The following is a 20,800-nucleotide window of genomic DNA, read 5'->3' as shown; positions in this document are numbered from 1 at the left end:
GCACCGCCCATCGCTTAGCGCGGCGGCGGCGGGGCAACCCGCCGCTGCTGGTCCGCTAACGGATGGAAACAACGACGGCGGTGGCCACCGCCGCGATCCCCTCGCCACGGCCGGTGAATCCCAACCCGTCGCTGGTGGTGGCGGAGACGCTGACCGGTGCACCGGCTGCCTTGCTGAGCGCCGCCTCGGATTCGCCCCGGCGCGGCCCGAACTTGGGCCGGTTGCAGACCAACTGGACCGCAATGTTGCCGATCTCGAAGCCGGCTTCACGGACAATCCGGGCCGCTTCGGAGAGCAGCCGCACGCCGGAAGCGCCGGCGTACTCCGGCCGGTCGGTGCCGAAGTGCGTGCCCAGGTCGCCGACCCCGGCCGCGGAGAACAGCGCGTCGGCGGCCGCGTGCGCGGCGGCATCGCCGTCGGAATGGCCGGCCAGGCCCTGCTCCCCTTCCCACAGCAGGCCGCCCAGCCACAACGGCTGAGGGTCGGCTGTGGTGGCGAAAGCGTGCACGTCCACACCGATTCCGGTGCGGGGGATGGGGTACGGGAAGTCGGGCACAATCAGCCTTCCATCAGGTTCGGCTGGCGGGCGGCCAGCAGGGCTTCGGCCAGGGCCAGGTCCAGTTGCGTGGTGATCTTCAGGGCCTGCGCCGATCCGGGCACCAGCATGACGTCCACGCCGCCGCGTTCCATCAGCAGCGCCTCGTCGGTGATGTCGTCGGCCTCCTCCGGTCCCAGGCCGGCCAGACCTTCGTGCGCCCGCGCCAGCGCCACGGCGTCGAAGCCCTGTGGCGTCTGCACCGCGCGCAGTTGCGCGCGGTCGACCGTGGCCGCCACTTTTTCGGCTGCAATGTCTGCCTCCGCACCGGTGCTCGGCGTCGCCGTCTTGATGGTGTCCACCACCGCCACCGCAGGAACGACGGCGCGGGCGCCGGCCGCCAGCGCAGCCGCGACTCGCTGGAACACGTCGGGCGGGGTGAGTGCCCGGGCGGCGTCGTGCACCAGGACCGCGCCGATTCCCTCCCCCAGCCCGCGCAGCGCCGCGGCGACCGAGGCCGCACGGGAGGCACCGCCGTCGACCGTTGAAATCTCTATTTCCGGATGCTGCGCTGCGAAGCCGGCACAGAGCTGCCGCAGCGTTGTATCTCCGGCGGGCACGGCCACGCAGATCCGGGCCGCGATCCCGGCTGCCAGCACGCCCCGGAGTGCGTGCGCGAGGATCGGTTCACCGGCCAGCGGGACCTGCGCCTTGGGCAGGCCGTAGCCCAGCCGGGTGCCGGAGCCCGCCGCCACCACGATCACGCCCACTGATGCCTGTGCTGTGCCCATCCCCCTAGCCTAATCGGGCGGCCGGGTGCGTCCGTCGGCAGGCAAAAAAACGGCCGGCACCCCGTTCGGGACACCGGCCGCCAAAAGCCCATTCAGGAGGCGAGGACCTCGTCAAGAACCTCTGCTGCCTTGTCTTCGTCGGTCTTCTCCGCCAGCGCGAGCTCGGAAACCAGGATCTGCCGTGCCTTGGCCAGCATCCGCTTCTCGCCCGCGGAGAGGCCGCGGTCATGATCCCGGCGCCACAGGTCGCGGACAACTTCCGCTACCTTGATGACGTCGCCGGAGGCCAGCTTTTCCAGGTTCGCCTTGTAGCGGCGGGACCAGTTGGTCGGCTCTTCGGTGAACTCGGCACGGAGCACATCGAACACATGCTCGAGGCCTTCCTTGCCCACCACATCGCGGACCCCGACCAGATCCACATTCTCCGCCGGAACTTCAATAGTCAGATCGCCCTGGGCAACCCGGAGCTTGAGATACATCTTCTCTTCACCCTTGATGGTGCGCATTTTGATCTCTTCGATCTTTGCTGCACCGTGGTGAGGGTAAACAACCGTCTCGCCGACCTCAAATACCATGTGTAGTATCCCCTTTCCCGACCTCTAGTTTACCATGGATAATTCAGCCACTTCCGCGAGTTTGCGGGGCTGACAGCCCCTCAGCGGGCTAAAATACAGCCCCCTACCCTCTTGACGGATCGTCTATTTGGTGCATTTGAGCGGATTCTTACAGACGTCGAATCCAGCTTTTCACCGGTTTGCCGGTAGGCTAGGCGAGGCAAGCTGCCTAGATCTGCAGCACCGCACCTGATTGATACTGAGGAGTTTCTGCCGTGAAGATTGCGCCGAAGAACCGTGTGCAGCGCACCCTTGTAGCAGGCGCCGCCGCGCTCACCCTGCTCGCATCGACCGGATGCGGCGCAATCAACGAACAGGCCACCACCAAGTCCTACTCGGCCAGCGACGGCATTGTGGCCAACGTCGGCCCGATCGGGCTGCGCAACCTGTTGGTTGTCGCCGAGAACGCAGAGTCCACCGGCCGCCTGCTCGGCACCGTGGTGAACACCTCGGACTCCCCCGTGCAGCTGAGCCTGACGGGCTCCGGCAGCACCGCCACCGTCACCGTTCCGGCCGATGGGCAGATCCGTTTCGAAGACGAGGCGAACGAGACCACCGTGGACCGCCCCGGAGCCGCTCCCGGCGCCTTGGCCAACGTCACCGTCCGCGTGAACAACGAATCCGCCGACGTGCGGGTGCCGGTTCTGGACGGCACGCTGCCGGAGTACAGCAGCTACGTCCCCACCCCGGCACCGACCGAATCCGCCACCCCGACGGAGACCCCGACGGAGGCCCCGGCGCCCTCGGAGGAGCCCACCGATCAGGCCGGCGCCTGATCCCACAGACATAAACAGCTAAGGCCGGGCCGCTTCCCTTCCAGGAAGCGGCCCGGCCTTTTGGCTTGCCAGCGCCATGGATCTCCGGCGCAGTGGGCCTAAGGCTCGAACTTGTAGCCCAGGCCGCGGACGGTGACCAAGTATCGCGGCGCAGAGGGATCGGGCTCGATCTTGCTGCGCAGCCGCTTGACGTGCACGTCAAGGGTTTTGGTGTCGCCCACGTAGTCGGAGCCCCACACCCGATCAATCAGCTGCCCGCGGGTCAGGACCCGGCCGGAATTGCGCAGCAGCATTTCCAACAGCTCAAATTCCTTCAGCGGCAGCGACACCTGTTCGCCGTCCACGCTGACCACGTGCCGTTCCACATCCATCCGCACGGGGCCAGAGGAAACGGTGTTCGGCACCAGTTCCTCCGGTTCGCCCTGGCGGCGCAGTACCGCACGCACCCGGGCCACCAGCTCGCGTGAGGAATAGGGCTTGGTGACATAGTCGTCGGCGCCCAGCTCGAGCCCCACGACTTTGTCGATCTCCGAGTCCTTGGCGGTGAGCATGATGACGGGGACCGAGGAACGCTGCCGCAACTGCCGGCACACTTCCGTTCCGGACTGTCCCGGCAACATCAGGTCCAACAGGACCAGATCTGCGCCGGCCCGGTCGAACGCCACGATGGCATCCAGACCGTTGTCCACCACCTCGACTTCGAAGCCTTCTTTACCCAACAGATAGCTCAACGGATCGCTCAGCGACTCTTCATCTTCGACGACCAGAATGCGGGTCAAGCACCGACTCCTTGTTCATGCGCCACACCGGCGCCCTGCGTACGCGGCTCCACGGATTCAGTGGTGCCGCCGTCTTCCTGCTCCATTTCCGGCAGCCGCACGGTGAAGGTAGAGCCCTGCCCGGGCTGCGACCACACCGATACTTCCCCGCCGTGCTGGGAGATGACGTGTTTGACAATGCTCAAGCCCAGTCCGGTCCCACCGGTCTGCCGCGAGCGGGCGTCGTCGAGGCGGTAGAAACGCTCGAAGATCCGGTCCTGCTGATCGGGGGTGATGCCGGGGCCTTGGTCGGTCACCGAGACGGTCGCCAAACCTTCGCGGACCCGCAGTCCCACGCCCACCTTGCTTCGTTCCGGGGCGTAACGAATGGCGTTGTCGATCAGGTTCCGCAGGGCGACTGTCAGCAATTCCGCATCGCCGAAGACCGGTACGCCAATGGTCCCGCCGACCGACAACTCGATGTGGCGGCTTTCCGCCGTGAGCTTGTTGCGGTCCACGGCTTCGGCGACCACTGCGTTGAGGTCGACTTCGGTGCCGCCCTGCACCACGTCCGCGCCCTGCAGCCGGCTCAGCTCGATAATGTCCTGCACCAGCGCGCCCAGCCGGCGTGCCTCTTTGTGCATCCGGCCGGCGAAGCGCCGCACGGCTTCTGCATCGTCCGCCGCATCGTCGATGGCTTCGGCCAGCAGCGAGATGGCGCCGACCGGGGTCTTCAGCTCGTGCGAGACGTTGGCCACGAAGTCGTTGCGCATAGCCTCGGTCCGCGTAATTTCGGTCCGGTCATCGGCCAGCAGCAGGATGTACTCCTCGCCGATTGGCGCCACCCGCACCTGCACCACAATGGTGCCCTGGCCCAGCGGGCCGCGCGGCAGTTCCAGCTGCCGCTCCTCGATCACGCCGTCGCGGCGCACCCTGGCGGTCAGCTCCAACAGTTCGGAGTGCACCATCGTGTGGCCGCGCACCAGCCCGAAGGCGTAGGCGGCGGGGCTGGCGCGCACCACGCCGTCGATCGCGTCCACCACTACATAGGCGCGGCCGACGACGGACAGCACCTCGGCGGCACCGTCCGGCAGCGTAGGCTCGGCAACTTCCTGCAGCCGTCGCCGCTGGCGGTCGCTCAGGCCGAACGCGAGCACACCGAAGCTGCCCAGCGCCAAGCCGATGAGGCCTGCCAGCAAGCCGATAGTCAGTGGATCCACGCCTCTAGCTTAGGCGCAGCGCCGCTCAGCTTCCGGCCCATCCGGTAGTAATCGTGGGTCCGTTCAACTAACGTTCACCTGAGGCGACGTAATAGTTAACCGCAGCCTGACAAGGTGTGACGCGAATGGGATGCTAGGTCCCGTATGCTCACGAACACAACCGAAAGGACGCCAGTGCGCAAGGTTTTCCAGGCCGAGCTCCATCAAGTCGGAGAACAGCTGGTTGAGATTTCCCGGCTTGTCACCGAGGCGATGCAGAAGGCAACCACTGCGCTCGACACCGCAGACATCGAGTTGGCCCAGGAAGTCATCGCCGCCGACGCCCGGATCGATTTCCTCCAGACGGATCTGGACGAGCGCTCCATCGACATCCTGGCCCTGCAGGGACCGGTCGCTTCCGACCTGCGCATGATCGTGGGTGCGCTGCGGATGAGCGCCTCGCTGGAGCGGATGGGCGACCTCGCCCGGCATGTCGCCCAACTGGTCCGCCTGCGCTACCCGGACACCGTGATTCCCGAATCGATGCGCGGGACCTTCCGGGAGTTCGCGGAGCAGGACATTGCCATCTCGGAGAAACTGACCGAGCTGCTGGAGACCCGCGATCTGGACCTTGCCGCCCAGATCGACGTGAGCAACTCCCGCGTCAACGAACTGCACGCCGGCGTCTTCAAGGCCATTGCGGACCCGGCCTGGGACTCCAACGGACCCACCACGGTGGACGTCTCGCTGGCCAGCCGGTACTTCGAGCGCTTCGCCGACCACGGCGTCTCGGTCTCCCGCAAGGTGACCTACCTGGTGACCGGCGAGTGGCGGCCCAACGGCCAGTCCGTCTAACAGAGGCTTTGAACCGGAAGGCCGGCTCCCCGCGGGGAGCCGGCCTTCCGCCGCTATGTCAGTTGTTACTTTTTGCCCTGGTTGGCCACAGCCTGGATGGCTTCCGCCGCGGCGTCGGCATCCAAGTAGGTGCCGCCCGGGTTGACCGGCTTCAGGTTCTCGTCCAGTTCGTACACCAGCGGGATGCCGGTGGGGATGTTCAGCCCGGCGATGTCGTCGTCGCTGATGCCGTCCAGATGCTTGACCAGCGCGCGCAACGAGTTGCCGTGCGCGGCCACCAGCACGGTCTTGCCCGCCGTGAGGTCCACCGAGATGTCCGACTCCCAGTACGGCAGGAAACGATCCAGCACGTCCTTGAGGCACTCGGTCCGCGGCACATCGTTGCCCAGATCCGCGTAGCGCGGGTCGTTGACCTGCGACCACTCGCTTGCGTCGTCCAAGGCGGGCGGCGGGGTGTCATAGGAGCGGCGCCACATCATGAACTGATCCTCGCCGAATTCGTTGCGGATCTGCGCCTTGTCCTTGCCCTGCAGGGCTCCGTAGTGGCGTTCGTTCAACCGCCAGCTGCGCTTGACGTCGATCCAGCTGCGGTCCGCAGATTCCAGCGCGATGTTGGCGGTGACAATGGCGCGCTTCAGCCGGGAGGTGTACAGAACATCCGGCAGCAGGTTGTTCTCGACCAGCAGCTCGCCGCCGCGGTGCGCTTCCTTGCGCCCCAGGTCGGTCAGCGGGACGTCGACCCAGCCGGTGAAGAGGTTCTTTTCGTTCCAGTCGCTCTGCCCGTGGCGCAACAGGACCAGCGTGTGTTTCGAAGTGGAAGTCATGGCTGCAATCCTAGCGGAGGACCGCCCCGGCATCGGCGGCTCCGGCGGGACGTTACGCCGACGGACGTGGTCCGGGGCGTTGCGGAAATTCCTCCGTGAGCTTCGGCACAATCGACCCCGTAGCGGCATCTGGCGGGCCGCGGTGCCCTTATTCTTTTTTCTCGTGCCCCAGACCACCCCGACCGCCACCCGGCCGGTCCGCCGACCCATCGGAACCGTCACCCGGGGCACCACCAATCCCAACCGGCTGCGTCGGATGGACCGCTGGCTGGCCGGCCCCGAAGCCACCCGACTGCGCCGGGCCGTGGATCCGCTGGTCATCGATCTGGGCTATGGGGCAGCGCCAACCACCGCCGTCGAACTCCACCAGCGACTCTGCCGGGTGCGCGCCGATGTTGAAGTGATCGGCATTGAGATCGAGCCGGCCCGAGTCGCCGTCGCCAAGCCTCTGGAACGTCCGGGTTTGAGCTTCCGCCAGGGCGGGTTCGAGATCCCGGTATCCGGCCGCCGGCCCGCGGTGGTCCGCGCGTTCAACGTGTTGCGGCAGTACCAGGAATCCGAGTTCGGCGCAGCGTGGGACACGGTTCGCGGCCGGCTGGCACCCGGCGGTCTGTTTATTGACGGCACCTGCGATGAGATCGGACGCCGGGCCACGTGGATTGCCGTTGCCCCGAAAGGCCCGCTCTCGCTGAGCATATCGCTGCGCTTCGGCGCGTTCGCCCGGCCCTCGGAGGTGGCAGAGCGGCTGCCCAAGGCCCTCATCCACCACAACATCCCGGGCGAACCGGTGCACCGCTACCTTCAGGCGCTGGACCGGGCGTGGGCGGACGCGGCGCCGCTGGCCTCGTTCGGCTATCGGCAGCGCTGGCTGGCCATGTGCAAATCAATGCACGACGCCGGATGGCCGGTTTTGGATGGCCCCTCGCGTTGGCGCCTGGGCGAGGTCACCGTCGCGTGGAAGGCCGTCGCTCCGTCATCGGGCGGTGGCGGCACTTACCAGGGGTAGGCCGACCCGCCGCCCTTGACCTCGATCAGGGCGGGCTTGACGTCCGCCAGGTAGACGCCTGCCGCGGCCACGGCTGCCAACTGGAAGATCATCCATGTGCCCAGGCCGCCGGCCCCCAGCGCGGCCAACGCGCCCACGGCGGTGGCGGCTACCAGGACGCCCACCCAGAAGCCCTTGGTCTTCTTGAACGCGGCCTGGAAGTAGTCGGCCTTGCGGCCCACGCAATCCGCCAGCGCCCACAGTTCAATCACCAGGGCGATCAGCCCCAGGGCCATGTAGAGCCAGTACTGGATGTCGTAGGCAAGTTGCACGCCTTAAGCCTAACTGGTGGGGGTATGTTTCGGCAGTCTCACACGTTGGCGGCGGCCAGGGCCTGTTCCAGGTCCGCCCACAGGTCTGCCGGGTTCTCGATTCCCACTGACAGCCGCAGCAGATTCTCCGGCACGCTTTCCGGCTCGTTGACATGGCGCCGGCGCCGCTCGATCAGCGATTCGACCCCGCCCAGCGACGTTGCCGGCAGCCACAACTGCAGCGCGTCGATGACCTTGTCCGCGGCGGCGGCACCGCCCTTGACCTGGATGGCAATGATGGAGCCGAAGCCGTCCATCTGGGCGGCGGCCCGGGCGTGCCCCGGATCTTCGGGCAGGCCGGGGTACCGCACGGCCTCCACCGCCGGGTGCTGCTGCAACTTGCGCGCCAGCTCACCCGCGGTGGCCTGGGAACGCTCGATCCGCAGGGCCAGGGTCCGCACGCCGCGCAGCGCCAGCCAGGTCTCGAACGGTCCGGCGATGGCCCCGTGCAGCGACCGGTGCACCAGCAGCTTGGAGCGCAGTTCCTCGTTGGACGTCACCACGGCGCCCAGCACCACATCCGAATGGCCGGCCAGATATTTGGTCACCGAATGCACAACGACGTCGACCCCCGCCGCCAGCGGACGCTGGCCCAACGGGGTGGAGAAGGTATTGTCCGCGACCACGAGAGCGCCGGCCTGGTGCGCGGCGGTGGCCAGCGCCTCCACTTCGGCAATCTCGAGCATTGGGTTCGTGGGGCTTTCCAGCCACAGCATGTCGGCGCCGCCCAGCTGCTCCGTCACGGCAGCGGTGTCAGCGATGTCCACCGTGCGCAACTGCAGGTCGCCCCGCTCGGCCATTTGCTCGGCCATGGCCAGGCTGCCCTGGTAGCTATGCCTGGGCATGACCAAGACGCCGCCGGGGGGAATCAGCGAGAGCGCGGCCGAAACGGCGGCCAAGCCCGACGCGAAAACCAGGCCGGGCAGCGCGGCGCCTTCCAGCTCGGCCAGGGTCTCTTCGAACGGGTCCCAAGTGGGGTTGGAGTACCGCCCGTACGCGCGGTCGCCCTGGACCACTTCGCCGCGGCCGAAGAACGTGGAGGACAGCACCACCGGCGGATTGACCGGGGCGTCGTGGTCGCGGGGCGGCCGTCCGGCAGACACCACCACGGTGTCCGGAGCAAGATGCGCGGCATGCTGAAGGTCGCGGGAGGAGGCATCGGTCATGACAGCAGATTAGTACCGGCCGCCATCCACACGTTAACTGTGACCGTCCCGCGTGCACCGGCGATTCCGGCTAGGCTAATCAGGTGAGTTCCGACCGCCAGCCCGCCAACGCCAGCGGCCTCTTCATCGCTTTCGAGGGCGGGGACGGGGCTGGAAAATCAACCCAAGCCACCGCCGTCGAACACCACCTGCGGGCGATGGGCCGCACGGTGCTCCGGACCCGGGAGCCGGGCGGCACGCCCGTTGGGGAAAAGCTGCGTGCCTTGGTGCTGGAACATGGCCACGGCGAGATTGATGCCCGCACCGAAGCGTTGATCTTTTCCGCTTCCCGCGCCGCCCACGTCGAACAGGTCATCCGGCCTGCGCTCGAACGCGGCGAGGTGGTGCTGTGCGACCGGTTCATCGACTCCTCGGTGGCGTACCAAGGCGCCGGCCGCGGGCTCGGCCTGGCCGAAGTCCGGGACCTCAATCTGTGGGCGACGGAGCGACTGCTGCCGGACCTGACCGTCCTCTTGGACGTCGCCCCGCAGCAGGGCCGCGACCGCCGCACAGCCGGCGACGCCGCCGAAGACCGGCTGGAATCCGAACCGGATGACTTCCACTCGCGGATCCGCGCGGCATTCCTGGAGTTGGCCGGCGCTGCCCCGGAGAAGTACTTGGTCCTGGACGCGAGCGCCGGACGGGAAGAACTCACCGCGGCCATCATGGACCGGGTCCAGGAGCTGATCGCGTGAGCGTCTGGTCCGATCTGCCCGGCCAGAGCGCGGTGATCGAACAGCTCAGCCGCGCGGCGGCCGCCGAACGCCCCGCGCACGCCTGGCTGTTTACCGGCCCGCCCGGCTCCGGCCGCAGCAACGCCGCCAAAGCCTTCGCCGCCGCACTGCTGTGCGACCAGCAGGATCCGGCCGAGCGCGGCTGCGGCACCTGCCACGCCTGCCGCACGGTGCTGGCCGGCTCCAACGCCGACGCCACCCTGGTGGCCACGGAGAACGTGACCTTCTCCATTCAGGAGATGCGCGATCTGGTCGGCAAGGCGCAGGACAAGCCGTCCTCGGGCCGCTGGCGCGTGATCATCATCGAGGACGCGGACCGGATGACCGAACGCACCACCAACGTGCTGCTCAAGGCCATCGAGGAACCGCCGCCGCGGACCATCTGGATGCTGTGCACTCCCAGCCCGGCGGACGTGCTGGTCACCATCCGCTCCCGCTGCCGCCCGGTCAGCCTGCGCATTCCGCCGGCGGACGACGTCGCGGCGCTGTTGGTCCGCCGGGACGGCGCCGACCCCGAATTGGCCGGCTTCGCCGCCAAGGTCTCCCAAAGCCACATCGGGGTGGCCCGCCGACTGGCCGCCGACGCCGACGCGCGCCATCGACGCGACACAATTGTCCGGCTGCCGCTGCGGCTGCGCGGCGTGGCCGATGCCGTCACCGCCGCCGGTGAGCTGGTGGACATTTCAAATGCCGACGCCGCGGCTGCCTCCGAACAACGCAACGAATCCGAACGCGAAGCGTTGCTGATCGCGTTGGGGGCGCCGGAAAAGGGCGCCATGCCGCCGGCCATCCGCAGCCAGCTCAAGCGGTTGGAAGAAGACCAGAAACGCCGTGCCAAGCGCAGCCTCAGCGACTCGCTGGACCGCGTGCTGATCGACCTGAGCACCTTCTTCCGCGACGTGCTCACGCTGCAACTGGGGACGGGGACCGAACTGGTCAACGAATACCTGCGCCAGGACCTCACCAGCTACGCGGAACGATCCACCCCCGAACAGACGTTGGGCAGGATGGACGCCATCGCCCAGGCCCGGCAACGCCTGGGCACCAACGTTGCCCCCGTCTTGGCCATGGAAGCCATGGCCGTCAGCCTGCTCTAAAGTCCCACCCGGATCTCGCCCGCAGCAACTACCCAGGAGCCGCCCGCAATGCCCAGCACCAGCCACAGGCACCCCGCCTCAAAGCTGCGCCATTCCGCTGCGGCGGTACTGGCCGCCGTCGTTCTTCTGCTGGGTAGCGGCTGTTCGGTGATCGCGCCGGAACAGGCGCGCGAGCCCGCGGACCCAGCGCAGGTGACCGACGGCGTGGCCGAAGAGTTGATGCCGTTCTACACGCAGGCCGTTGACTGGAAGTCCTGCGAGAACGGTCTGGAGTGCGCCGACATCGAGGTGCCGCTGGACTACGCGGACGCCGGCGGCGAGAAAATCAAGATCGCCGCCATCCGCAGCGACGCCGGCGATTCCGCGCAAGGGTCCATCCTGGTGAACCCGGGCGGTCCCGGAGCCTCCGGCTACGACCTGCTGCGCGACGGCCTGCAGACGATGTTCTCCGAGCAGCTCCGCACCGACTACGACCTGGTGGGCTTCGACCCGCGCGGGGTCCAGCGCTCCGCTCCGGTGAGCTGCCAGACCGATGCCGAGCGCGATCAGGCCCGGGAGACGGACTACGACCGCGACTCGGATGCGGATATTGAGCGGGCGATCGAGGACGCCGCCAAACTCGCCGCCAAGTGCGACGAGAAGACCGGTCCGGTACTGGGCCAGGTGGACACGGTCAGCGCGGCCAAGGACATGGACATCATCCGTGCCGTGGTCGGCGATGAAAAGCTGAATTATCTGGGCTTCTCCTACGGCACGTTCCTGGGTGCCACGTATGCCGGGCTCTTCCCGGAACGGACGGGACGGATGGTGCTCGACGGCGCACTCGATCCCGCGCTGAGCAACGAGCAGGTCACGCTGGGCCAGGCGGCGGCTTTCGAAGATGCCATCCACGCCTACACGGCGTACTGCCTGGACAATGCCGGCTGCCCGATGAGTGGCAGCGTGGACACCGCCGTCGGCCAATTGCGGGATCTGATCCGCTCGGTCGAGGAGAGTCCGCTCACCGCGCCCGACGGCCGCCTGGTGCCCGTGGGGACCTTCGTGTCCGGCCTGCTGGTGCCCCTGTACGACGACGCCAGTTGGCCGGTCCTGACCCAGGCCCTGACCACTGCGTTCCGGGGCGATCCGAGCAGCATGCTGTTGCTGGCCGACGCCGGGGCCGGACGCGACCAGGATGGCCACTACACCAACAACACCACGGACGCCTTCATGGCGATCAACTGCCTGGACTACCCGATGGTGACCGACCTGGCCGGCATGCGCCAGGACGCCAAGGAACTGGAGCAGGCCTCCCCCACCATCGGCCGCTATCTGGCCTTCGGCGGGGCGAACTGCCGGGACTGGCCGTACAAACCCACGGGTGAACGCGCCCCGATCCACGCCGAAGGTGCCGCCCCCATCCTGGTAGTCGGCACCACCGGGGATCCCGCCACCCCCTATGAGTGGGCCGAGTCGATGGCCGCGCAACTGGACTCTGCCACACTGCTGACCTACCAAGGCGAGGGACACACGGCCTACGGGCGCGGAAACACGTGCATCCGCGAGGCCGTCGACAACTACTTCGCCGACGGGAGCATGCCTGCCGAAGGCACCGTCTGTTCCTAGGCCGTGGCGGGCCGTCCCGTTTTGACCGGCCCGCCACGGCTCCCATATAGTTGTTCTTCGTGGATTCAGCCCGGCAACGGTGCAGCTTCCCGCCTCCTTAGCTCAGTCGGTAGAGCGTTTCACTCGTAATGAAAAGGTCGCCAGTTCGATTCTGGCAGGGGGCTCCAGCGAAAACCCCGTCACATCAGCGATGTGGCGGGGTTTCTCTATGCCTCAGGCGTGGCACCACCCCGGAGCAAGGTGGCATGCTAGCCCGGTAGGCCCATGGCCTGCCTTGGTGCATCCACGAAAGGAACTCCCTGATGCGGCACACCCCCGCCTACCTGATGACGGACCCCGACGAGGTGAAGCGGCTGATCAGGAACAACCCTTGGGCCACCTTCGTGTCCGCGACAAGCAACGGCCTGGTTGCCTCCCACTACCCCGTGTTGCTCGAGGAAGACCGTGACGAGATCACCATCGTCAGCCACTTCGGCCGCCCCGACGAGACGTTGCACGAGCTTGGCAGCCACGAAATTCTGGTCATTATCCAAGGTCCGCATGACTACGTTTCGCCCAGTTGGTACGCACCCGGCGACCTGGTACCCACTTGGAACCACGTCACCGCGCATCTTTACGGAACTCCGGAGATCCTCACCGAGGACGAGAACTATGGGATGCTCACCCGTCTCACCGAGCACTTCGAGCAGCATCAGCCCGGCGGCCGGCAGCTCGGCGAAGACGAGCAGGGAACCCGCCGCATTGCCAAGGGCACCGTCGGGCTGCGGATGCTGGTGGAACGCTTTGATGCGAGAGCCAAGCTCAGCCAGAACAAAAAACCCCACATCGTAGAGAACGTGATCGCCCATCTGGAGGAGGGCAACCCGTCCCTCGCCCAGGAAATGCGCCGAACGCACACCCCGGCCGCCGACGGGTGATGTCCGGCCGGAGGTCCGTGTGTTTCGGGGGCCGCCGCAGCTTCGGGAAGAATGGGACAGGCCGCCGCTGCATGCCCGGCCCGATGCCGTGTGTATGGAAAGAAGGACAACCGTGGATTACCGCCTGATCATCAACCAGGGGAGGGTCGCCGATCGCACCGAAGGTGCCCTGGTCGGGGCACGGAAGGCCGGACGTGCACTGGCCGACCATCTGTCGGTCGAGGCGACCATTGTGGGACAGCCGTCGCCGGCGGTCCAGGATGACTGGCGGCCGGCCCTTGAGCAGGCAGCTGACACTCTGCGCGGGCTCGCCGAGGCCGTCGGCTCCTCCCTAGACGCCGGCGACATACCGCTGTTGGTCACCAACACCTGCGCGGCCAGCCTGGCCACCCTGCCGGTGGCAGCGGAAAGGCACCCTGGCGCAGTGTTCCTGTGGATCGATGCCCACGGGGACTTCAACACCCCGGACACCACCGAATCCGGTTATCTGGGCGGCATGGCGTTGGCCGGCGCCTGCGGACTGTGGGACAGCGGCCACGGCGGCACCGTAAACCCGCGGCAGGTGATCCTGGTCGGAGCACGAGACATCGACTCCGCCGAGATGGACCTGCTTCAGCACGCCGGAGTCACCATCCTGTCACCGGAAGATGCCACGCCCGAGGCGGTGCTGGAGCTCGTTGCCGGCCGCCCCGTCTGGATCCATGTGGACTGGGACGTGCTCGAGCCCGGCTATATCCCCGCCGCTTACAAAATTCCTTCCGGGCTGCTGCCCCGTCAGGTCGCGGCGATCTTCTCGGCGCTGCCCACCGAGTCCATCCGCGGGGTGGAACTGGCCGAGTTCGAAGCCGGCGACCCGGACGTTCCCGAAGCGCTGAGCGTCGAACTGATCGTGGAGACCTTCCAACACCTGCAGCAGCCGCTGGAAATTAGCCGCTAGAGCACCTGCTCTAGCCGGCCGGCGGCTGCTCCGTCCTGACGGTGCCGGCGTCGCCGTCGACGTGGATCCGCTGGCCGCTGGTGAGGCGTTGCGTGGCCACTCCGGTGCCGAGCACGGCGGGGATGCCGTATTCCCGGGCCACGATGGAGCTGTGGCTCAGCGGGCCGCCGACGTCGGTGACCACCGCCGAGGCCATCGCGAACAACGGCGTCCAGGCGGGAGTGGTGATGCGGGCGATGAGGACGTCGCCAGGTTCCATCCGGCCGAAGTCCTCCGGCCCGTTCAGGACCCGGGCGGGAGCGCTGACCCGGCCGGGACTGGCCCCGATCCCCTTGATGATTCCGTCGGCCTGCCGGGACCGCGCGGGCATCATTGACCCGAAGGCCCGCTCCATCAGCCTGCTCTCTGGCAGCATCTGCGGGGCGGCGGCTTTCAACTGGCCCCGCCACAGCATCTTGCGCTCCTCGACTGCGTCCGCCCGCACAGGATGGTCTGCTCCGGTAATGGCCACCGCCGGTGTGCCGTGCTGGTCCGGAATGATTCCCTGGTTTCCCGGGGCTACCCGGGTCCGTGGCGCGGCCAGGCCGAAGTCGACGGCGCTGGCCAGTTCCCGATGACGCAGCCAGAACACGTCGGCGGGCTCTGCAATCACTGCAGCATTGACCAGCCGCTGTCCGAGCTCCAGCAACATCCGGCGGACCAGCGGCCAGGCCAGGCCGACGTCGGCCAGGGCGTCCTCGCGGATGGGGGCGGCATTCTGTGCCCACCGCAGCAACCGGAAGAACGCGGCGGCCCTGCGGGTCCGTCCGAGCCGGGTACCGATGCGGTGGGTGTGGTCCTCCCTGCGGGCGGCCGCCATCCGTTGCCGTTCATGCGGGTCTTGGCCCTGGCCGCGCAGGTAGAACTTCACCGTTTCCAGCAGCGGCGAAGGATCGTCGGCCGGCACCGGATGGATGAAGTCGAGGTTGTAGACCGTGTGGCCGAACCGGTCGAGGTGGGCCTGCAGCCGCGGCTGCCACTGCCGCCACAGCGCAGGGTCCACCCCGGCTGGAGGGGAATCCGTGCGCTGCGAGTCGGCGAGTTCTTTTGCCGGCGTAGCGAGGAGCGCCGCGGCCAGCCCCGGTACTCCACGGGCCCAGGCTGAGAGGTCGTAGAGGGACTTTTCCGCCCGGATGGGTTCGCTGTCATAGCCCAGCAGGAAGGCCACGGCGGGAGGATCTTCCTTGCGGCGGACGGCCTTGTTGTAATACGCCCGGAAGGAGATTTCGCTGGTCGCGGCGATGGGAATGATGGACTGCACCGCCGTGTAGTAGACCGCGCAAGCATCCACCAGGGACTGCACGCCCTCCAGCAGTTCCTCTCCCGACAGTTCCCCAACCGGCTTCGCCGACCAGTCCGCAACGATCCGCTCATAGCGGGGGTGGGAGAAGTCCCGCCACCCGGCCACCCCCATGTGTGCTTTGCCGCGAACCAGTGCCGCCATCGCGGCCGGTGTCCGGCCCAGCATCCGCAGCATCGCCCGATTGCGGTAGTAGTAGTAGGCGTAGCCGTTGACGGTGGGCAGCCCCACATCGTCCTCGTGAATGACGTTCTTGCCCAACGCTTCGTGCATCAGGACTCTGAGCGACCGCGATACGGAGCCGTCAATCAGGTCGGCGAACAGCGGCGAGAGCGGGTCGGGCAACTGTTCCACGATGCTCGCGCGGAAGTAGAGCCCGTTCCGGTAGGGCACGGGCCAGTTGTCCGGCGGGTCGGCCGCCGGTTCGGGCAGCGCCGTAATGGCCCGGGACTGCAGGAAGAAGAAGCCGTCGCGGGTTCGTGACCACTCGATGTCCTGCGGCGCCTCGAAGTGTTCCGCGATCCGTGCTCCAAAGCGGGCCAGTTCCGCCGCCGACGGATCATCCAGTACCTGCTGGCGGCGGCGCTCCTGCGGCACCGGCTGCTCCCGGGTGCCGTGCTCCGCGTAGACGGTCATCACGTCCTTGTCCGCTGTCCGTCGGGTGAGCACTCGACCCGTCGCCGCATCGACGACGATGTTGTCGGGGGTGACCGTTCCGCTGACCACGGATTCGCCCAGCCCCCAGGCGGCGCTGATCACCACCTGGTCGCGGCGCCCGTTGGCCGGATTAGCGGTAAACATGACCCCGGCCGCGTCCGCGCCCACCATCCGCTGGACCACCACCGCCAGGCGCACGGACGCGGGTCCGATGCCTTCACGCGCACGGTAGGCCATGGCGCGGGCCGTCCACAGCGATGCCCAGCAGCCGGTCACGGCCGCGGCCAGGCCCTCCGCCCCGCGCACATTGAGGTAGCTGTCCTGCTGTCCGGCGAAGCTGGCCGAGGCGAGGTCCTCCGCGGTGGCGGAAGAGCGCACCGCCACCGGCGTCTGTCCGTGACCGAGACTCTGGTAGGCGGCGCCGAGTTCGGCGACGACCTCATCCGGCATGGTGCCGCCGGCGAACAGAGTGCGGATCCGCTCGGAGGCCTGCTGGTAGTCCTGCCTTGCCGCCTGCGGTCCCAGCGCCGCCAACTCCTGGATGTCCGCCGCCAGGTCATTGGCATCGACAAAGGCCGTGTAGGCCGCAGTGTTCAACACGAATCCGGCCGGCACCGGCACCCCGGTCCGAAGGAGGCCGCCCAGACCGACGCCCTTGCCCCCGAGCGCGCCGAGATCCGCTTCCCCCACATCGTCGAAATGGCTGATGTAGGTCATGAGCGTGCGTCCATTCCGCCCGGAACCGGGCCGTCTACCCTGGCACCTGATTGCCAACATCATGGCACGCGCGATCCCAAGAGGCCATGGTGGCGGAAGGCTGGCGTCCGCTAACGCTGCCCTGAGCCGCCACGCTCCAGGCCGGCCAGCAGGCGCTCCGCCTCAGCGAGATCTGAAACGACGACGGCGGCGTGGCGCCGCACGTTCTCGACCCCGGTTTGATAGCCCCGGGTGCCGCCGAGCCTGGCCATGGCCGCTGCCTGTGCGGTGGCCGCCAGCGAATTGCCGGCCTTGGAGAGGCTTCGGTGCACCTCGGCCAAGGGACCGCCCGGGATGTCCAAGCCGTCGGTGGGGTGCAGGGCTTGCGCTGCCACACAGCAGCTGCGCACCCGGGGAAGGAGCCCGGCCACCTGATTGGCGATCGGCAGCAGCTCGCCGTAGAGCCCGTCGTCCTGCACGCCCTCAAGGACCTGATGGTAGCGCTCCAGGGCGCGCCGGAAGCGGTCGTGCGCGCGGCGCCAGATGCCCTTGCCGAGGTCCTTGTCGTCCCGGCGGGCCTGCCGGGCAGCGCCGAAGAGCGCCACGGTCCTAGAGGTACTGCCCGGGACCGACGTGGCGTTCGCCGTCCTGGCCGGCGTTCTCCCCCTCGGCGCCGGGAGCGCGGCGCGGTTCACCGTCGTCGCCAATCACGACGCCCGGCGCAATCATGGTGCCCGGTGGCAGCTGCCGCATTTGCATCCGCGCCGCCATTTGCTGATTCATCGCCTGCTGGGCCGCTATGGCGGTCTGGATTCCGTGGAACAGGCCTTCCAGCCAGCCGACGAGCTGTGCCTGGGCAATCCGCAACTCGGCGTCCGAGGGCGTGGAATCGTCGGTGAAGGGCAGGTTGATGCGGTGCAGTTCCTCGACCAGCTCCGGTGCCAGCCCGTCCTCGAGTTCCTTGACGGACCGCTCGTGGATCTCGGCCAACCGGTTGCGTGCGGCGTCATCGAGCGGGGCGCTGCGCACCTCTTCCAACAGCTGGCGAACCATGGTGCCGATCCGCATCACCTTGGCCGGTTCGTCCACTAGGTCGGCGAGTTTGGATCCGCCGCGGCCAGACCGCGGAGCGTCGGTGCCGACAGCCTCGGGCTCCTGCTCGTCTGCTTCCCGGCGCCGGCCGGACAGTGCGCCGACGATGACCGGTTCTTCGGGCTGCGGCGTCTGCTCTTCGCTCATGTTTTTATCTTGCCAGAGAGAGCCATCCGGCGCAGAGCAGATGGCGTCGTGTTCCGGGCGCAACGGTGCCCGCACCGGAACGTTTTGGCCCACGCTCCGGTGCGGGCACCACCGTCGTTATTCTCGAGTCAGCAGCAGCGGCCCTGCGGGTTGTTCTCCTGCCGGTCCGTCTTGTCCCGCCAGAACTCGCGCTCGCTCATCGGTTCCGTGCCCGGGTGGGCCAGCCGGTGGTGTTCCAGATAGTCCTGATAGGCGTGCTCGCCCATCACTCCTTTGAAGTACCACGCGAAGCTCCGCCAGCCGCGCCGCGCCTGCGGCCAGTTAATGCTCGACATCATGTCCACGTCCTTGCCGGCTGCTCGCGGCGGGCAGCGCGTTCCATTGCTTCTCCAGTTCCTTCTCCGGCCGGGTGGCAAAGAGGCTCGCCGGCCCGTACGTGGAGGAGACGACCGCCGGGTCCTCGTGCGAGGGTTCCCCGCCCAGCCGCCAGGACTTGTAGGTGGCCATCAGGGCGGTGGTGATGACGATGATGGTCAGGACCACGAAGATGATGGACAGTGTTCCCTGCACCGCGGTGTTGCGGACCACCGCCTCCATGTCAGCCACCGAATTCGCGTTCCCCAGACTGGTCTCTCCGGCAGCCAGGGCATTGCGGTTGGCGATGTTGTTGGCCCAGTAGCCCACCTTCACATCGGGGCTGAAGATCTTCAGGATCGAGGCCCAGACGGTGATCACAGTTACGAAGGCCAGCGGCAGCGCGATGATCCACAGGTACTTGAACGCCCCGCGCTTGGCCGCGATCGCCAGGCAGACTGCGAGCGCGATGGCAGCCAGCAATTGGTTGGCAATGCCGAAGAGCGGGAAGAACGTATTGATGCCGCCCAAGGGATCGGTAACGCCCAGGATGAGGATGTACCCCCAGCCGGCCACCATGATGGCCGTGCAGATCCAGACACCGGGCCGCCAAGACATGTTCTTGAACTTCGGCAGGACATTGCCAATGGTGTCCTGCAGCATGAAGCGCGCCACACGGGTTCCGGCATCGACCGCGGTGAGGATGAACAGCGCCTCGAACATGATGGCGAAGTGGTACCAGAAGCCCATCATCGCCACGCCGCCGATGAGCCCATGCATGATCTGCGAGAGGCCGACGGCGAGGGTGGGCGCACCGCCGGTCCGCGAGACCACAGATTCCTCGCCGACGTTGCGGGCCAGTTCGGTCAGCATGTCCGGCGTCAGGTTCACGTTGGTCAACCCCAGGCCGTTGACGAAGGCCACCGCGCCTTCCACCGTGCCTCCGGTCGCCCCCGCCGCAGAGTTCATCGCGAAGTAGATGCCGCGGTCGATCGAGAGGGCCGCGACCAGCGCCATAATGGCCACAAACGACTCCATCAACATTCCGCCGTAGCCAATGAAGCGGCTCTGCTTCTCCTTATGCAGCATCTTCGGCGTGGTGCCGGATGAAATCAGCGCGTGGAACCCGGAGATCGCGCCGCAGGCGATGGTGACGAAGAGGAACGGGAACAGCGAACCGGGGACCACTGGCCCGTCGGACCGGCCGGCGAACTCGCTGAAGGCCGGGACGTTGATCTCGGGCCGGACCAGCACAATGGCGAGCGCCAGCATCAGGATGGTGCCGATCTTCATGAAGGTGGAGAGGTAATCGCGCGGGGCGAGCAACAGCCAGACCGGCAGCACAGCCGCGATGAAGCCGTAGATGATGATGCCCCAGGCGATGGTGGTTCGGTCCAGCGTGAAGATTGCCGCGCCCCACCCGGTTTCAGCGATCGCCCCGCCGCCGATGATGGCGGCAATGAGCAGCGCGAAACCGATGATGGAGACTTCGCTGACCTTGCCCGGCCGGAGGAAGCGCAGGTAGATGCCCATGAAGAGGGCGATCGGGATGGTCATCGAAACCGAGAAGACGCCCCAGGGCGACTCGCCCAAGGCGTTGACGACGACCAGGGCGAGGATCGCCACGATGATGACCATGATGGCCAGCGTGGCAATCAGGGCCGCGATGCCGCCGACGACGCCGAGTTCCTCACGGGCCATCTGGCCCACCGACCGGCCGCCGCGGCGCATCGAGAAGAACAGCACCAGGTAGTCCTGCACGGCGCCGGCCAGGACGACGCCGACGATGATCCACAAGGTGCCGGGCAGGTAGCCCATCTGCGCGGCCAGGATGGGGCCGACCAGCGGACCGGCGCCGGCGATGGCGGCGAAGTGGTGGCCGTAGAGCACGCGCCGGTCCGTGACTACATAATCCTTGCCGTCCGCGTTGTACTCGGCCGGCGTTGCACGCCGATCATTGGGGCGGGTCAGCTTGTTCTCGATGTACTTGGAATAGAAGCGGTAGGCGATGAAATACGTGCAGACGGCGGCGAAGACGAACCAGATCGCGTTGATCGTTTCACCGCGAGAAAAGGCGAGAAAGCTCCAGCTCACAGCGCCCAGCAGCGCGATCGCCACCCAAACAACGATCTTGGTGGGCGTCCACTTGTATTGCTCGGCTTCGGCCGCCGGATCAAGCGCTACCGGCGGCAGGTTCGGGTTCTGGACCAGCAGGTCGGAATCCGGGTCATTTCCGGCTTGCCCGGGCAGGGCGCCGGTGGGTTTCTCACTCATGATGCTCCCCTTCGTGGAACGCCGTTGCTATTAACGAT

General features: G+C 67.3%; 21 protein-coding genes and 1 tRNA gene. 9 read left to right on the top strand and 13 right to left on the bottom strand.

The window, feature by feature from the left end:
• Window positions 1–55 precede the first annotated feature (55 nt).
• The 3 genes from ispF to AB0N75_RS04930 form a co-directional block, all read right to left on the bottom strand.
• Entirely contained in the window at window positions 56–556 is a 501-nt protein-coding gene (gene ispF, locus AB0N75_RS04940; protein WP_364645925.1) for a 2-C-methyl-D-erythritol 2,4-cyclodiphosphate synthase, read from the bottom strand.
• Between the two features lie 2 nt (window positions 557–558).
• Window positions 559–1,326, bottom strand: a complete 768-nt coding sequence (gene ispD / locus AB0N75_RS04935) for a 2-C-methyl-D-erythritol 4-phosphate cytidylyltransferase (RefSeq protein ID WP_364645922.1) — start codon at window positions 1,324–1,326, stop codon at window positions 559–561.
• A gap of 92 nt (window positions 1,327–1,418) precedes the next feature.
• Entirely contained in the window at window positions 1,419–1,901 is a 483-nt protein-coding gene (locus tag AB0N75_RS04930) for a CarD family transcriptional regulator (RefSeq protein ID WP_127513280.1), read from the bottom strand.
• Between the two features lie 254 nt (window positions 1,902–2,155).
• On the opposite strand from AB0N75_RS04930, the gene AB0N75_RS04925 reads away from it, so the two are divergent.
• Window positions 2,156–2,716, top strand: coding sequence for a hypothetical protein (locus AB0N75_RS04925; RefSeq protein ID WP_364645918.1), 561 nt, complete (start codon window positions 2,156–2,158; stop codon window positions 2,714–2,716).
• Window positions 2,717–2,814: 98 nt separating this feature from the next.
• Here AB0N75_RS04925 and AB0N75_RS04920 read toward each other — a convergent pair whose 3' ends face one another.
• On the bottom strand, window positions 2,815–3,495 hold the full coding sequence (locus AB0N75_RS04920; RefSeq protein ID WP_364645915.1) for a response regulator transcription factor: 681 nt from the start codon (window positions 3,493–3,495) through the stop codon (window positions 2,815–2,817).
• Window positions 3,492–4,685 (bottom strand): ATP-binding protein, encoded by a 1,194-nt coding sequence (locus tag AB0N75_RS04915; RefSeq protein ID WP_364646008.1) that lies wholly within the window; start codon window positions 4,683–4,685, stop codon window positions 3,492–3,494. The genes AB0N75_RS04920 and AB0N75_RS04915 overlap by 4 nt, the downstream gene beginning before the upstream one ends.
• Before the next feature lie 183 nt (window positions 4,686–4,868).
• Between AB0N75_RS04915 and phoU the strand changes: the two genes are divergently transcribed.
• Entirely contained in the window at window positions 4,869–5,528 is a 660-nt protein-coding gene (phoU, locus tag AB0N75_RS04910) for a phosphate signaling complex protein PhoU (RefSeq protein ID WP_364645913.1), read from the top strand.
• Between the two features lie 65 nt (window positions 5,529–5,593).
• On the opposite strand, the gene AB0N75_RS04905 is transcribed toward phoU, so the two are convergent.
• On the bottom strand, window positions 5,594–6,352 hold the full coding sequence (locus AB0N75_RS04905; protein WP_364645910.1) for a phosphoglyceromutase: 759 nt from the start codon (window positions 6,350–6,352) through the stop codon (window positions 5,594–5,596).
• Window positions 6,353–6,608: 256 nt separating this feature from the next.
• Here AB0N75_RS04905 and AB0N75_RS04900 point away from each other — a divergent pair, with 256 nt between their 5' ends.
• Window positions 6,609–7,358: a class I SAM-dependent methyltransferase gene (locus tag AB0N75_RS04900; RefSeq protein ID WP_364646005.1), complete on the top strand. Its 750-nt coding sequence runs from the start codon at window positions 6,609–6,611 to the stop codon at window positions 7,356–7,358.
• Here AB0N75_RS04900 and AB0N75_RS04895 read toward each other — a convergent pair.
• A complete protein-coding gene (locus AB0N75_RS04895; RefSeq protein ID WP_127513287.1) occupies window positions 7,346–7,669 on the bottom strand; it encodes a DUF2516 family protein in 324 nt (107 codons plus the stop codon). The genes AB0N75_RS04900 and AB0N75_RS04895 overlap by 13 nt on opposite strands.
• A 38-nt stretch (window positions 7,670–7,707) precedes the next feature.
• Window positions 7,708–8,874: a PLP-dependent aspartate aminotransferase family protein gene (locus AB0N75_RS04890; protein WP_364645907.1), complete on the bottom strand. Its 1,167-nt coding sequence runs from the start codon at window positions 8,872–8,874 to the stop codon at window positions 7,708–7,710.
• Between the two features lie 83 nt (window positions 8,875–8,957).
• On the opposite strand from AB0N75_RS04890, the gene tmk reads away from it, so the two are divergent.
• The 6 genes from tmk (at window position 8,958) to AB0N75_RS04860 (ending at window position 14,203) form a co-directional block, all read left to right on the top strand.
• A complete protein-coding gene (tmk, locus tag AB0N75_RS04885; RefSeq protein ID WP_364645904.1) occupies window positions 8,958–9,608 on the top strand; it encodes a dTMP kinase in 651 nt (216 codons plus the stop codon).
• Window positions 9,605–10,744, top strand: coding sequence for a DNA polymerase III subunit delta' (locus AB0N75_RS04880; RefSeq protein ID WP_364645901.1), 1,140 nt, complete (start codon window positions 9,605–9,607; stop codon window positions 10,742–10,744). The genes tmk and AB0N75_RS04880 overlap by 4 nt, the downstream gene beginning before the upstream one ends.
• A 48-nt stretch (window positions 10,745–10,792) precedes the next feature.
• Window positions 10,793–12,349, top strand: coding sequence for an alpha/beta hydrolase (locus AB0N75_RS04875; protein WP_364645898.1), 1,557 nt, complete (start codon window positions 10,793–10,795; stop codon window positions 12,347–12,349).
• 91 nt (window positions 12,350–12,440) lie between these two features.
• Window positions 12,441–12,516, top strand: a tRNA-Thr gene (locus tag AB0N75_RS04870).
• A 135-nt stretch (window positions 12,517–12,651) separates the two neighbouring features.
• Complete coding sequence (locus AB0N75_RS04865; RefSeq protein WP_364645895.1) at window positions 12,652–13,266, top strand: FMN-binding negative transcriptional regulator; 615 nt, start codon at window positions 12,652–12,654, stop codon at window positions 13,264–13,266.
• A gap of 112 nt (window positions 13,267–13,378) precedes the next feature.
• Window positions 13,379–14,203, top strand: a complete 825-nt coding sequence (locus AB0N75_RS04860) for an arginase family protein (RefSeq protein WP_364645892.1) — start codon at window positions 13,379–13,381, stop codon at window positions 14,201–14,203.
• 10 nt (window positions 14,204–14,213) lie between these two features.
• On the opposite strand, the gene AB0N75_RS04855 is transcribed toward AB0N75_RS04860, so the two are convergent.
• The 5 genes from AB0N75_RS04855 to AB0N75_RS04835 form a co-directional block, all read right to left on the bottom strand.
• Window positions 14,214–16,916 (bottom strand): PEP/pyruvate-binding domain-containing protein, encoded by a 2,703-nt coding sequence (locus AB0N75_RS04855; protein ID WP_364645889.1) that lies wholly within the window; start codon window positions 16,914–16,916, stop codon window positions 14,214–14,216.
• Window positions 16,917–17,026: 110 nt separating this feature from the next.
• The gene (locus tag AB0N75_RS04850; protein WP_364645886.1) at window positions 17,027–17,500 is read right to left on the bottom strand and encodes a hypothetical protein; all 474 of its coding nucleotides are present in this window, start codon (window positions 17,498–17,500) and stop codon (window positions 17,027–17,029) included.
• A gap of 4 nt (window positions 17,501–17,504) precedes the next feature.
• A complete protein-coding gene (locus AB0N75_RS04845; RefSeq protein ID WP_364645884.1) occupies window positions 17,505–18,134 on the bottom strand; it encodes a bacterial proteasome activator family protein in 630 nt (209 codons plus the stop codon).
• A gap of 128 nt (window positions 18,135–18,262) precedes the next feature.
• On the bottom strand, window positions 18,263–18,472 hold the full coding sequence (locus AB0N75_RS04840) for a YbdD/YjiX family protein (RefSeq protein ID WP_364645881.1): 210 nt from the start codon (window positions 18,470–18,472) through the stop codon (window positions 18,263–18,265).
• A complete protein-coding gene (locus AB0N75_RS04835; protein WP_364645878.1) occupies window positions 18,456–20,762 on the bottom strand; it encodes a carbon starvation CstA family protein in 2,307 nt (768 codons plus the stop codon). The genes AB0N75_RS04840 and AB0N75_RS04835 overlap by 17 nt, the downstream gene beginning before the upstream one ends.
• Between the last annotated feature and the right edge of the window lie 38 nt (window positions 20,763–20,800).

Source organism: Arthrobacter sp. NPDC089319 (assembly GCF_040684925.1).
GTDB lineage: Bacteria > Actinomycetota > Actinomycetes > Actinomycetales > Micrococcaceae > Crystallibacter.
This window is presented reverse-complemented; position numbering and strand designations above follow the sequence as displayed.